Source organism: Enterobacter cloacae complex sp. R_G8, from assembly GCF_024599795.1.
GTDB classification, from domain to species: domain Bacteria; phylum Pseudomonadota; class Gammaproteobacteria; order Enterobacterales; family Enterobacteriaceae; genus Enterobacter; species Enterobacter dissolvens.
Map to the genome: position 1 here is coordinate 4,914,282 of NZ_CP102246.1, position 13,114 is coordinate 4,927,395.

The following is a 13,114-nucleotide window of genomic DNA, read 5'->3' on the forward strand; positions in this document are numbered from 1 at the left end:
GGTGGCGCTTCCGCTTACCGGGCCTACGTTTTTACTTGTCGAACAGGTAGTGATTGACCAGATTTTCCAGCAGTTCCTGGTGTCCGCTCTGGTGCTGCGGCGCCAGCTGATGTTGTTCAGCGTACTTCGCGATTTCCGCCAGCGATAACTGGCCTTTCAAAATTTGCTGGCCCAGTTCACTGTTCCAGCCGCTATAACGCTTCGCGACACGTTTATCCAGCTCACCGTCTTCAATCATGCGCGCAGCGACTTTCAGTGCCAGCGCCATGGTATCCATCGCGCCAATGTGGCCATAGAACAGATCGTATTTATCGGTGCTCTGACGACGCACTTTGGCGTCAAAGTTCAGGCCGCCGGTAGTGAAACCACCCGCTTTGATGATTTCATACATCACCAGCGCATTCTCTTCCACGCTGTTCGGGAACTGGTCGGTATCCCAGCCCAGCTGCGCATCACCACGGTTAGCATCGACCGAGCCGAAGATGCCCAGCGCAATGGCAGACGCAATTTCGTGATGGAAAGAGTGACCCGCCAGGGTGGCATGGTTGGCTTCAATGTTAACTTTAATCTCTTTTTCCAGGCCGAACTGCTTCAGGAAGCCGTACACGGTCGCGACGTCGTAATCGTACTGGTGCTTGGTTGGTTCCTGTGGCTTCGGTTCAATCAGCAGCGTGCCGCGGAAACCGATTTTATGCTTATGTTCAACCACCATCTGCATGAAGCGGCCAATCTGCTCGCGCTCCTGACGCAGGTCGGTATTCAGCAGGGTTTCGTAACCCTCACGGCCGCCCCACAGAACATAGTTCTCGCCGCCCAACTGATGCGTGGCGTTCATTGCGGTCACGACCTGAGTTGCCGCCCAGCTAAACACTTCCGGATCCGGGTTAGTTGCTGCCCCGGCACCATAGCGAGGGTTCGTGAAGCAGTTAGCCGTGCCCCAAAGCAGCTTCACGCCACTTTGCTGCTGCTTCGCCGCCAGCACATCCACCATCTGCGCAAAGTTGTTCAGGTACTCTTTCAGCGATGCGCCTTCCGGCGACACATCCACGTCATGGAAGCAGTAATACGGCACGTTCAGCTTGTGGAAGAATTCAAATGCCACATCCGCTTTGCGTTTCGCCAGCTCGATAGCCTCTCCCGGCTGTTGCCACGGACGGTCAAAGGAACCCACACCGAACATATCGGCGCCGTTCCAGCAGAAGGTATGCCAGTAACAGGCGGCAAAGCGCAGATGATCTTCCATGCGCTTACCCAGCACCAGCTCATCCGGGTTGTAGTGACGAAATGCTAAAGGATTGGTCGTTTTCGGGCCTTCGTAACGAACACGATCGAGTTGGTCGAAATAAGCTTGCATATTGAGCTCCATAATCAGGGTATGCGGCGAGTCGTTGATACAGGAGTAATAGTGAATAGACATTTTGGGTTGCTCAATTACGTTATTTCACACTGCTATTGAGAGAATGCGCAACTGTGCGCTGGCTCGCAAAATAATGCGCAAGCAAACTATTTTTCGGCGCAGATTCCATAATCAAATGTAATTAAGGCCTTACGTATTTTAAAATCCGATCGCGGTCATAAATTCAGAAATAAACCAAATATCGTAATGAGAAGATAAAAATCTGTAATTGCCAGCCCGCCTTTCCGCGTTAAAAATTTGCTGCGTCTCAGCAGTGAATGTTTCTTTTATCTCAGCAACACATACCCCTACAAAAGGCCTAATAATTATGAAGATAAAGAACCTGACCCTAACGCTCTGCACTACTCTCCTCCTTGCAAGCTTTGCAGGACATGCCAAAGAGGTCAAAATTGGCATGGCGATTGATGACCTGCGTCTGGAACGCTGGCAAAAAGATCGCGATATTTTTGTTAAAAAAGCGGAATCACTTGGCGCAAGTGTGTTTGTGCAGTCTGCAAATGGCAACGAAGAAACGCAGATGTCGCAAATTGAGAATATGATTAACCGTGGCGTTGATGTACTGGTCATTATCCCTTATAACGGCCAGGTATTAAGCAACGTCGTGAAAGAAGCGAAACAAGAAGGGATAAAAGTCCTGGCCTATGACCGCATGATTAATAATGCGGACATTGATTATTATATTTCGTTCGACAATGAAAAAGTGGGTGAACTGCAAGCCAAAAGTCTGGTTGATAAAGTGCCGCAGGGCAATTATTTCCTGATGGGCGGCTCGCCGGTGGATAACAACGCCAAACTGTTCCGCGAAGGCCAGATGAAAGTCCTCAAGCCGTATATCGACAGCGGCAAGATTAAAGTGGTTGGCGATCAGTGGGCGGACGGCTGGTTGCCTGAAAATGCGCTGAAAATTATGGAAAACGCGCTAACCGCGAATAACAACAAAATTGATGCCGTCGTCGCCTCCAACGACGCCACAGCCGGGGGTGCCATTCAGGCGCTGAGCGCCCAAGGGCTGGCCGGGAAAGTGGCCATTTCAGGTCAGGATGCGGATCTCGCCGGTGTCAAACGCATCATCGCGGGCACCCAGACCATGACGGTGTATAAGCCCATCACTGAACTGGCCAACACGGCTGCAGAGATCGCCGTAGAGCTGGGGAACGGTAAACAACCGAAAGCCGACGCGACGCTGAACAACGGTCTGAAAGATGTGCCGGCTCGCCTGCTCACGCCAATTGAAGTCAATAAAGAGAACATTGACGCCACCGTCATCAAAGACGGTTTCCACAAGAAGAGTGAACTGTAATCCAGCGCAGCCCCTGCCCTGCGGGGGCGCATCGACTTGTACTGTTTTTACCTCGGGTCATGTGGAGCAGTTATGCCTTATTTACTTGAAATGAAGAGCATCACCAAGCGTTTTGGCGCGGTGAAAGCGGTCGATAACGTGAGCCTGCGGCTAAATCCTGGTGAAGTGGTTTCGCTCTGCGGCGAAAACGGTTCGGGTAAGTCGACGCTGATGAAAGTGTTGTGCGGGATCTATCCGCATGGCAGCTACGAAGGTGAAATTGTCTTTGCCGGTGAGGTCATTCAGGCCACCCACATTCGCGATACTGAACGTAAGGGTATCGCCATCATCCACCAGGAGCTGGCGCTGGTGAAGCATCTCACCGTGCTGGAGAATATTTTCCTCGGGGCCGAAATTTCGCGACGCGGCGTGCTGGATTACGACACCATGACGCTACGCTGTGAAAAACTGCTGGCGCAGGTCAGTCTGGCCATTTCGCCAGATACCCGCGTGGGAGACCTGGGTCTGGGGCAGCAACAGCTGGTTGAAATCGCTAAGGCGCTGAACAAACAGGTCAGGCTGCTGATCCTCGACGAACCCACGGCCTCTCTCACCGAACAGGAAACGGCCGTCCTGCTGGATATCATCCGCGATCTGCAAAACCACGGTATCGCCTGCATCTACATTTCGCACAAGCTCAACGAGGTCAAAGCCATTTCTGACACCATCTGCGTGATCCGCGATGGCCAACACATTGGCACACGAGAAGCCGAAGGCATGAGCGAGGATGACATCATCACCATGATGGTGGGGCGCGAGCTGACGGCCCTTTACCCGAATGAACCTCACACAACGGGTGATGAAGTATTACGCGTGGAGAACCTGACCGCGTGGCACCCGGTTAACCGCCATATCAAACGCGTTAACAACATCTCCTTTTCCCTGCACCGGGGTGAAATTCTCGGTGTTGCCGGGCTCGTCGGTGCCGGGCGGACTGAAGCCGTACAGTGCCTGTTCGGCGTCTGGCCAGGGCGCTGGGAAGGTAAGGTTTATATCGATGGTAAGCCGGTAAAAATCGACAACTGCCAGCAGGCGATTGCCCACGGAATTGCCATGGTGCCGGAAGACCGCAAAAAAGACGGCATCGTGCCGGTAATGGCGGTGGGTAAAAACATCACGCTCGCGGCACTCGATCAGTTCTCCGGCGCGCTGAGCAGCCTTGATGATGCCGCTGAGCAACAGTGCATTCTGCAGTCTCTCGCCCGGCTCAAAGTGAAAACATCCTCCCCGGAGTTAGCCATTGGACGCCTGAGCGGAGGCAACCAGCAAAAAGCCATTCTGGCGCGCTGCCTGCTCCTCAATCCACGCATCTTGATCCTGGATGAGCCGACGCGTGGCATTGATATCGGTGCGAAGTACGAAATCTACAAACTGATTAATCAGCTTGTACAGCAAGGGATTGCCGTCATTGTCATCTCCTCTGAATTACCCGAAGTGCTCGGCCTGAGCGACCGTGTGCTGGTCATGCACGAGGGCAAACTGAAAGCCAATCTGATTAACCAGAACCTGACGCAGGAGCAGGTGATGGAAGCCGCTTTAAGGAGCGAACGTCATGTCGAAAAGCAATCCGTCTGATATCAAAGTCGCTGTTCAGACGCCCGGCGCATTCGCGGGGTTAAAAGCGCTGAATTTGCAGGTATTCGTGATGATCGCGGCGATTATCGCCATTATGTTGTTCTTTACGTGGATGACCGATGGCTCCTACCTGAGCGCGCGTAACGTCTCTAACCTGCTGCGCCAGACTGCCATCACCGGCATTCTTGCCGTGGGCATGGTCTTCGTCATTATCTCGGCGGAGATCGATCTGTCGGTCGGGTCGATGATGGGCCTGCTCGGCGGCGTCGCGGCCATTTTTGACGTCTGGCTTGGCTGGCCGCTGCCGCTGACCGTGGCGGTGACGCTGGTGTTGGGTCTGGTGCTTGGCGCCTGGAATGGCTGGTGGGTTGCCTACCGGAAAGTCCCGTCGTTCATTGTTACTCTGGCAGGAATGCTGGCCTTCCGCGGCGTTTTGATTGGTATCACCAACGGCACCACCGTCTCCCCCACCAGCGCGGCCATGTCACAGATAGGTCAGAGCTACCTCTCCGATAGTGTGGGCTTTACCCTCGGCGTGGTCGGGCTGCTGGCGTTCGTGGCCTGGCAGTGGCGTGGACGTATGCGCCGTCAGTCGCTGGGTCTGGCCTCCTCCCCATCAACATCCGTGGTGGGACGTCAGGCGCTGACTGCGGTGATCGTGCTCGGCGCGATTTGGCTTCTGAATGACTATCGCGGCGTGCCTACGCCAGTTCTCCTGCTGGCCCTCTTGCTGCTGGGCGGCATGTTTATGGCCACGCGCACCGCGTTTGGCCGCCGTATTTACGCCATCGGCGGCAACCTTGAGGCCGCCCGTCTGTCAGGCATTAACGTAGAGCGCACTAAACTGGCGGTGTTCGCCATTAACGGACTGATGGTGGCTATCGCCGGGTTGATCCTCAGCTCGCGTCTCGGGGCGGGTTCCCCGTCAGCCGGGAACATTGCCGAGCTGGATGCGATCGCCGCCTGCGTCATTGGCGGTACCAGCCTCGCGGGCGGTGTCGGCAGCGTGGCGGGTGCGGTGATGGGGGCATTTATCATGGCTTCGTTGGATAACGGGATGAGTATGATGGACGTCCCGACGTTTTGGCAGTATATCGTCAAGGGGGCCATTCTTTTGCTGGCAGTCTGGATGGACTCTGCCACCAAGCGGCGTGCCTGATAACCGTATTGTGACTTATTTGGGAAGCGAGCCATGTTTGAAAAGCGTCACCGCATTACGTTGTTATTCAATGCCAACAAAGCTTACGACCGGCAGGTGGTAGAGGGCGTTGGTGAATATTTGCAGGCGTCGCAATCCGAGTGGGATATCTTTATTGAAGAAGATTTCCGCACCCGTCTCGAGAACATCAAAGACTGGCTGGGCGATGGCGTCATCGCTGACTATGATGACCCGGTCATTGAGCAATTACTGACTGACGTCGACGTCCCGATTGTGGGCGTCGGCGGCTCTTACCATTCGCCCGAGCACTATCCTCCCGTCCACTATATCGCCACCGATAACCATGCGCTGGTCGAAAGCGCGTTTCTGCATTTAAAAGAGAAAGGCGTCCATCGCTTTGCGTTCTATGGTTTACCGGCCTCCAGCGGCAAACGCTGGGCCGTTGAGCGCGAACACGCCTTTTGTCAGCTTGTCGCCCAGGAGAAATACCGCGGCGTGGTCTATCAGGGGCTGGAAACCGCGCCGGAAAACTGGCAGCACGCGCAAAACCGTCTGGCTGACTGGCTGCAGACGCTGCCGCCGCAAACCGGCATTATTGCCGTGACGGACGCCCGTGCGCGCCACGTATTGCAGGTCTGCGAACATTTGCACATTCCGGTGCCGGAAAAGCTGTGCGTGATTGGCATCGATAACGAGGAGCTGACCCGTTACCTTTCTCGCGTGGCTCTCTCTTCAGTGGCGCAGGGCACCCGACAGATGGGGTACCAGGCCGCAAAATTACTGCATCGTCTGCTGGATAACGAATCCCTGCCGCTTCAGCGCCTGCTGGTTCCCCCGGTCCGCGTGGTAGAACGTCGCTCAACGGATTACCGCTCCCTGAACGACCCGGCGGTCATCCAGGCGATGCACTTCATCCGCAACCACGCCTGCAAAGGTATCAAGGTCGATCAGGTGCTGGATTCCGTGGGTATTTCCCGTTCAAATCTGGAGAAGCGTTTTAAAGAGGAAGTGGGCGAAACCATCCATGCGGTCATTCACGCTGAGAAGCTGGAGAAAGCGCGCAGTTTGCTCATTTCCACGTCGCTGTCGATCAACGAAATCTCGCAGATGTGCGGCTATCCGTCGCTGCAGTATTTTTATTCGGTGTTCCGTAAAGAGTATGACAACACGCCGAAAGAGTATCGGGAACGCCACAGCGAAGTCATGATGTAGAAAAGAAAACGCCTTCCAGTGGAAGGCGTTATTGGGATTACATATGGGCGGCGATAAGTCGCTGGTTATCCTGGTACATCGCAAACAGGTAGTTGTTATAGCGCTGACCCTGGGTGGAATAACCTTTCAGCTTGTGGATCATCGTACTGGCCGTCACTTCCTGATCCGCTTTACGCAGCTGAGCACGCGACTTACGGAACGACGAGTAGGCCGGATGCGTGTTCAGGTTTACCACATAGGCGTTCACTGAATCCTTCACCGATTCAAACTGCGAGTAGCCCTTCACCTTACCCGGCGCATTTTTACAACGCCCCTTCACACACTTCATGCCGAAGAGGTTATTGTTGTTGCGCGCCAGCTTCGAGGTGCCCCAGCCACTTTCGGCTGCAGCCATTGTAGCAACCATGCTGCCCGGAATGATGTCGACACGCTCAAGGAGCGAGTTCCACGGCACACGACGGGTGTTACCGTTCCAGCTCACCTTGTAGCGCTTTGCGATATCTTTCAGGCGCGCGCGCTCGGACGGCGTCCAGCGGCTATCGTACTGTTTGGCGATCAACCAGTTACGATCTGCCGTAATCGCGGCGTTTTGACTTGTGATGTAAGGCATTACCGTCCGGAGAAACGCTTTTTTCCTTGGTGTTCCGGAAGGGTATTTTCGCAAATCAGGAAGTGAACTACTCTTTGCACTATTGCGAGAATACTCTTGTTTACTGCTAACCTTACTACTTGTCGTCTTTATTACGTGGGCTTTCTTACTCGTTGTATCCGTGTGCGTCTTCGCAAGCACCCCACCCGAAAATGTCGTGGTGAGTAACATGAGTATCGCGGCCCCATATCGTCGAATGGGAGTCGATATCATTAGGTCTCCTGGTCGGATATAAACATTCCAACACCTTATTTTTTTCACAAATTTGAGAGCGGAATCTCAAATCATATCAAAAATAGACTTCAAGAGCACGTATAGAAATAGTCCAATTCCGAAACTATGTCACCTGAAACGTGCTCATTTAAACATCAATTCTGAAAATTTGTGTGCGTTCTCGCAGATAACTGCCTAATTTTGCGCGGGATCACTCATCCTCTTACGTCATCCTTGCAGAAAGCGCCGGGGGATGAGTTTTTACCCAACACCTGATGGCACACTGGTCAAAAATGCCGCGACAGGAAAATGGAATGAAACGCACCGCACTGGCTTTTCTGATGTTACCCGCACTGGCACATGCCGACTGGTCATCACCGGGATTTAGCGCCTTTAGCGCCGAAGGCACCGGCGTGTTCACCAGCCAGGCAAAGCTTGCGAAGGGTACGCGCCCTTTGACAGTGAGTTTTGACAACACGTGCTGGCAGCCAACAGAAGCGATAAAACTCAACGAGATGCTGTCGCTCAAACCGTGTGACGGCACGCCGCCGCAGTGGCGTCTGTTCCGCGACGGAGAGTACCAGATGCGTGTTGATACCCGATCCGGCACGCCAACCCTGATGCTGACCATCAAGAGCACAGCAGAACAGCCGGTGGCAGACGTTATCCGCCAGTGTCCAAAATGGGACGGAAAACCGCTGACGCTGGAGGTGGGGAATACGTTCCCGGAAGGCTCCGTGGTGCGAGATTTCTACAGCAAACAAACCGCGACGGTACAACAGGGAAAAATTACCCTTCAGCCTGCCGCCAACAGCAACGGCCTGCTGCTGCTTGAGCGCGCCGAAACCGACAAACCCGCGCCGTTTAGCTGGCAAAACGCTACCGTCTATTTCGTACTAACCGACCGCTTTGTGAATGGCGACCCCACCAACGACAACAGCTATGGTCGCCATAAAGATGGGATGCAGGAGATTGGTACCTTCCACGGCGGCGATCTGAAAGGGCTTGCGAGCAAGCTTGATTATCTGCAACAACTGGGGGTAAACGCACTCTGGATAAGTTCCCCGCTTGAGCAGATCCACGGCTGGGTCGGCGGTGGCACCAAAGGGGATTTCCCCCACTATGCTTACCACGGCTACTACACGCAGGACTGGACAAAGCTTGATGCCAACATGGGCACCGAAGATGATTTACGTCATCTCGTCGATGAAGCGCACAAGCGCGGCATCCGCATTCTGTTCGATATCGTCATGAACCACGCGGGTTACGCGACGCTTGCCGACATGCAGGAGTACCAGTTTGGCGCGCTCTATCTGCAGGGTGATGAGCTGAAGAAAACGCTGGGTGAACGCTGGACGGACTGGAAGCCGGGCACAGGTCAAAGCTGGCACAGCTTTAATGATTACATTAACTTCAGCGATAAAGCCGCATGGGAAAAATGGTGGGGTAAAAAATGGATCCGCACCGATATTGGTGATTACGACAACCCAGGCTTTGACGACCTGACCATGTCGCTGGCGTTTTTACCCGACCTGAAAACGGAATCCACCACGCCATCCGGTTTGCCGAACTTCTATCAACACAAGGCCGATACCCATGCCAAAGCTATCCCGGGATACACCCCGCGAGATTACCTGACGCACTGGCTGAGCCAGTGGGTACGCGAGTATGGTATTGACGGTTTCCGTGTTGATACGGCAAAACACGTTGAGCTGGCGGCCTGGCAGCAGTTGAAGGACCAGGCAAGCCAGGCGCTGGCGGCCTGGAAAGGTGCTCACCCGGACAAAAAACTCGACAATGCGCCGTTCTGGATGACGGGTGAATCCTGGGGCCACGGGGTCATGCAGAGCGATTATTACCGCCACGGCTTCGATGCGATGATTAACTTCGATTATCAGGAGCAGGCGGCAAAAGCGGTGAACTGCCTGGCCGATATCGATCTGACCTGGCAGCAGATGGCGGAAAAACTGCAAACCTTTAACGTCCTGAGCTATCTCTCTTCGCATGACACCCGCCTGTTCCGCGAAGGGGGCCAGCGCGCGGCAGAACTGCTGCTGTTAGCGCCAGGCAGCGTACAAATCTATTATGGGGATGAATCAGAGCGTCCGTTTGGGCCGACGGGTTCCGATCCTCTGCAGGGAACACGCTCGGATATGAACTGGCAGGATGTGACGGGCAAACAGGCGTTAACCGTCGCCCACTGGCAAACGCTGGGTCAGTTCCGCGCCCGCCATCCGGCGATAGGTGAAGGCAAGCAAACCACGCTTTCGCTGAAAGAGGGGTATGGATTCTTACGGGAACATGATGGTGATAAGGTGATGGTCGTCTGGGCGGGGAATCAATAGCCCCTCACCCTAACCCTCTCCCCAAGGGGCTGAGGGATCCCCAGTAATTTTTTACCAAAAGCGACGAATGTTATTTCAGGAAAATGAATGATTTACAGCGACGCCCTGGTCCGGCTGTAAATCGCTGAGGCGTTTCCTGCAGGCCGGGGCGAGGCGCATGGATGCGCCGAGAGGGCGGCTTTACAGGGACGTTACCTCCGCCCGTCCCCGATAAGCCGGAAGGAATAAGCCGAGGGCACCGCGAAGCGGCGATTTACCGCCGGGAGCCCGGGTCGCCAGGGCGGTGGCGATTGAGCCGCCCTGGCACGTTCACAAGTCATGCCGTTACAGAGTAGCAAGGAACATAAAGTGAACGGAATGACCTCTACAGCCATATGTTCCCCCTCACCCCAGCCCTCTCCCTCAAGGGAGAGGGAGTTCTCCGTGCAGGCATTATTTTGTGGGGAACCCTCAGCCCCAAGGGGAGAGGGGAACTCAACAGAACTATTCACTACAAAAATCCACACCCGCCACATAAAACCACAAATCCGACCACACCAGCCGATTTGCACCAGCACGGTGCTAGCGTTATGGTTACCCACTTTCAAAACAAGCTCGACAGATCACCTGCTATGACGTTTTCACTTTTCGGCGACAAATTTACCCGCCATTCAGGCATTACCCGCCTGATGGAGGACCTCAACGACGGGCTGCGCACACCGGGCGCGATCATGCTCGGCGGCGGAAACCCGGCTCAAATCCCGGAGATGAATACCTATTTCCAGACGCTGCTCGCTCAGATGCTGGAAAACGGCAAAGCAACCGATGCGCTTTGCAATTACGACGGCCCACAGGGTAAAACCGAACTGCTGAAACTCCTCGCCGATATGCTGCGTGAAGAGCTGGGTTGGGATATCGAACCGCAGAATATTGCACTAACAAACGGCAGCCAGAGCGCGTTTTTCTACTTGTTTAACCTGTTCGCAGGACGTCGCGCCGACGGCACCACCAAAAAAGTGCTGTTCCCGCTGGCCCCGGAGTATATCGGCTACGCCGATTCGGGTCTGGAAGAGGATCTGTTCGTCTCCGCGCGCCCGAATATTGAGCTGCTGCCGGAAGGCCAGTTCAAATACCACGTCGATTTTGAACATCTGCACATTGGTGAAGAGACGGGCATGATCTGCGTATCACGTCCCACCAACCCAACGGGCAACGTCATCACCGACGATGAGCTGATGAAGCTGGATGCGCTGGCAAATCAGCATGGCATCCCGCTGGTGATCGATAACGCCTATGGCGTGCCGTTCCCGGGTATTATCTTTAGCGAAGCACGTCCGCTGTGGAACCCGAACATCGTCCTGTGTATGAGCCTTTCCAAGCTCGGCCTGCCGGGCAGCCGCTGCGGGATCATCGTCGCCAATGAAAAAATCATCACCGCCATTACCAACATGAACGGCATTATCAGCCTTTCTCCTGGCGGTATTGGCCCGGCGATGATGTGCGAAATGATTAAACGCAACGATCTGCTGCGCCTGTCTAATGACGTGATTAAGCCGTTCTACTATCAGCGCGTTCAGGAGACGATTGCCATTCTTCGCCGCTATTTACCGGAAGAACGCTGCCTGATCCACAAACCTGAAGGGGCGATTTTCCTGTGGTTGTGGTTTAAAGATCTGCCGATCACCACCGAGCTGCTTTACCAGCGCCTGAAGAAGCGAGGCGTATTGATGGTGCCGGGTGATTACTTCTTCCCGGGGCTGGACAAGCCGTGGCCGCATACGCATCAATGTATGCGCATGAACTACGTGCCCGATCCGGAAAAAATCGAAGCCGGGGTAAAAATTCTCGCCGAAGAGATTGAGTTCGCCTGGCGCGAAGACGCCCAGTAAGAACCTACGCCAGATGACGCAACCGTTCGGTGCGTAATCTGGCGGGATCGACACAGCTCAGCGCGTGGGTCGGACAGGCTTCCACACAGGCCGGTCCCTCCGCGCGATGCGCGCATAAATCGCATTTCAGCGCCTGAAGCGTATTTCCTGCCCACTGCACCTGCATCGCCCCAAACGGGCACGCCACCATACAGCGTTTACACCCAATACAGCGCGCCTGTTCAACCTGCCAGGCCCCCTCGCCACGGCGAATCGCCTGCGTCGGACAGACATTCGCGCAAGGGGCATCTTCACACTGATGGCAACCCACCGCCGTGGTGAAAGCGTCCCCTTTGATTACCCGAATGCGGGGCGTAAAGGCGTCTGCTGAGATGGCGTCCTGATGCGACACGACACACGCCACTTCGCAGGTGCGACAGCCAATGCATTTTGCCGAATCCGCCATGATGAACCGGTTCATCTGTTATCCCTCGCGCACGGTAAAACCCAGCTCTCTGGAGATCGCGTCCGCCGTTTCACGCAGCGGTGTGAGCAGATTTTTTTCGCCAATCTGCTTCATGCGGGAGGTCGACAGCGAAATTGAGATCGCATACGGCACGCGGCCATGAATATCAAACACCGGCACCGCAATACAGGAGACCCCCAGTTCGTTCTCTTCTTTGTCCATCGCCATGCTGTGCTCACGGATTTCCGCCAGCTCGTCATACATCGCGCTCAGTTCGGTGATGGTGTTGCGGGTCAGCGGCTGGATCTGATCCTGGTGGCTTTCCCAGTAGCTCGCCACATAATCCTGGTGACCGAATGCCATGTAGATCTTACCCATTGCCGAGCAGTAAAGCGGCATATGCTGGCCGATATAGGCGCGCGTGCGCAGCATACCGGTGGTCGGCTCAAGCTTGTAGATCAGGATCGCGTGATCGTCTTCGCGGCTGGAGAAGTTCACCGTCTCGCCGGTGGCGATATTCAGCGACTCAAGATGCGGAGCAGCCACGTGGATGATGTTCAGCGACGACAGCGCCTTTTGCCCGACGGCGATAAATTTGGTGGTCAGGCGATAGCTGCCCGCCGCCGGTGCCGGGGTGACGTACCCGCACGACTGCAATCCCTGCAGTAACCGGTGCACGGTGCTTTTATTCAGCCCGGCCAGTTCCGATAAATGGGCCAGAGGACAGCCGTTCGGATAGTTACTGAGGATCTCAATCAGCATCAGACCGCGAAACAAGCTCTGGCTACCAGCTGGCCTCTCTTTTTCTTGCGTCATGTCGCTCTCTTTCATGCTCATCCCATGGCTCCTTTTTATCGCGCCCTGATGGTAGCGCAAAGTGTGGTTCAGTTCA

Annotated in this window: 10 protein-coding genes; 6 read left to right on the plus strand and 4 right to left on the minus strand. The window is 54.9% G+C overall.

All coding sequences use genetic code 11. The features are described 5' to 3' along the window. Positions 1 to 31: 31 nt before the first annotated feature. On the minus strand, positions 32 to 1,354 hold the full coding sequence (xylA, locus tag NQ842_RS23185) for a xylose isomerase (protein WP_014830210.1): 1,323 nt from the start codon (positions 1,352 to 1,354) through the stop codon (positions 32 to 34). A 370-nt stretch (positions 1,355 to 1,724) separates the two neighbouring features. Between xylA and xylF the strand changes: the two genes are divergently transcribed. The 4 genes from xylF to xylR all read left to right on the plus strand — a co-directional run bounded on the left by xylF (position 1,725) and on the right by xylR (position 6,702). Further along, positions 1,725 to 2,717: a D-xylose ABC transporter substrate-binding protein gene (xylF, locus tag NQ842_RS23190; protein ID WP_013094963.1), complete on the plus strand. Its 993-nt coding sequence runs from the start codon at positions 1,725 to 1,727 to the stop codon at positions 2,715 to 2,717. A gap of 72 nt (positions 2,718 to 2,789) precedes the next feature. After that, the gene (locus NQ842_RS23195) at positions 2,790 to 4,331 is read left to right on the plus strand and encodes a xylose ABC transporter ATP-binding protein (protein ID WP_046889065.1); all 1,542 of its coding nucleotides are present in this window, start codon (positions 2,790 to 2,792) and stop codon (positions 4,329 to 4,331) included. Next, positions 4,309 to 5,490 carry a xylose ABC transporter permease XylH gene (gene xylH / locus NQ842_RS23200; protein WP_014830206.1) on the plus strand — a complete coding sequence of 394 codons (1,182 nt, stop codon included), beginning with the start codon at positions 4,309 to 4,311 and terminating at the stop codon, positions 5,488 to 5,490. The genes NQ842_RS23195 and xylH overlap by 23 nt, the downstream gene beginning before the upstream one ends. Before the next feature lie 33 nt (positions 5,491 to 5,523). Continuing rightward, positions 5,524 to 6,702 (plus strand): D-xylose utilization transcriptional activator XylR, encoded by a 1,179-nt coding sequence (xylR, locus tag NQ842_RS23205; protein WP_014830205.1) that lies wholly within the window; start codon positions 5,524 to 5,526, stop codon positions 6,700 to 6,702. Between the two features lie 37 nt (positions 6,703 to 6,739). Here the strand turns inward: xylR and NQ842_RS23210 are convergent, their stop codons facing one another. Continuing rightward, positions 6,740 to 7,564, minus strand: a complete 825-nt coding sequence (locus tag NQ842_RS23210; protein ID WP_014830204.1) for a protein bax — start codon at positions 7,562 to 7,564, stop codon at positions 6,740 to 6,742. 314 nt (positions 7,565 to 7,878) lie between these two features. Here NQ842_RS23210 and NQ842_RS23215 point away from each other — a divergent pair, with 314 nt between their 5' ends. After that, on the plus strand, positions 7,879 to 9,909 hold the full coding sequence (locus tag NQ842_RS23215) for an alpha-amylase (protein WP_257256376.1): 2,031 nt from the start codon (positions 7,879 to 7,881) through the stop codon (positions 9,907 to 9,909). A gap of 611 nt (positions 9,910 to 10,520) precedes the next feature. Next, entirely contained in the window at positions 10,521 to 11,777 is a 1,257-nt protein-coding gene (gene avtA, locus NQ842_RS23220) for a valine--pyruvate transaminase (protein WP_020686533.1), read from the plus strand. 4 nt (positions 11,778 to 11,781) lie between these two features. Here avtA and NQ842_RS23225 read toward each other — a convergent pair whose 3' ends face one another. Then, positions 11,782 to 12,237 (minus strand): 4Fe-4S dicluster domain-containing protein, encoded by a 456-nt coding sequence (locus NQ842_RS23225; RefSeq protein ID WP_014830201.1) that lies wholly within the window; start codon positions 12,235 to 12,237, stop codon positions 11,782 to 11,784. A 3-nt stretch (positions 12,238 to 12,240) separates the two neighbouring features. Continuing rightward, positions 12,241 to 13,059: an IclR family transcriptional regulator YiaJ gene (gene yiaJ / locus NQ842_RS23230; protein ID WP_020686532.1), complete on the minus strand. Its 819-nt coding sequence runs from the start codon at positions 13,057 to 13,059 to the stop codon at positions 12,241 to 12,243. Positions 13,060 to 13,114: the final 55 nt, after the last annotated feature.

Excerpts from the sequence above, each read along its gene's own strand:
- xylA (WP_014830210.1), bottom strand. The coding sequence starts at position 1,354 with ATGCAAGCTTATTTCGACCAACTCGATCGTGTTCGTTACGAAGGCCCG.
- NQ842_RS23210 (WP_014830204.1), bottom strand. The coding sequence starts at position 7,564 with ATGATATCGACTCCCATTCGACGATATGGGGCCGCGATACTCATGTTA.
- avtA (WP_020686533.1), top strand. The coding sequence starts at position 10,521 with ATGACGTTTTCACTTTTCGGCGACAAATTTACCCGCCATTCAGGCATT.
- xylF (WP_013094963.1), top strand. The coding sequence starts at position 1,725 with ATGAAGATAAAGAACCTGACCCTAACGCTCTGCACTACTCTCCTCCTT.
- NQ842_RS23195 (WP_046889065.1), top strand. The coding sequence starts at position 2,790 with ATGCCTTATTTACTTGAAATGAAGAGCATCACCAAGCGTTTTGGCGCG.
- yiaJ (WP_020686532.1), bottom strand. The coding sequence starts at position 13,059 with ATGAGCATGAAAGAGAGCGACATGACGCAAGAAAAAGAGAGGCCAGCT.
- NQ842_RS23215 (WP_257256376.1), top strand. The coding sequence starts at position 7,879 with ATGAAACGCACCGCACTGGCTTTTCTGATGTTACCCGCACTGGCACAT.
- NQ842_RS23225 (WP_014830201.1), bottom strand. The coding sequence starts at position 12,237 with ATGAACCGGTTCATCATGGCGGATTCGGCAAAATGCATTGGCTGTCGC.
- xylR (WP_014830205.1), top strand. The coding sequence starts at position 5,524 with ATGTTTGAAAAGCGTCACCGCATTACGTTGTTATTCAATGCCAACAAA.
- xylH (WP_014830206.1), top strand. The coding sequence starts at position 4,309 with ATGTCGAAAAGCAATCCGTCTGATATCAAAGTCGCTGTTCAGACGCCC.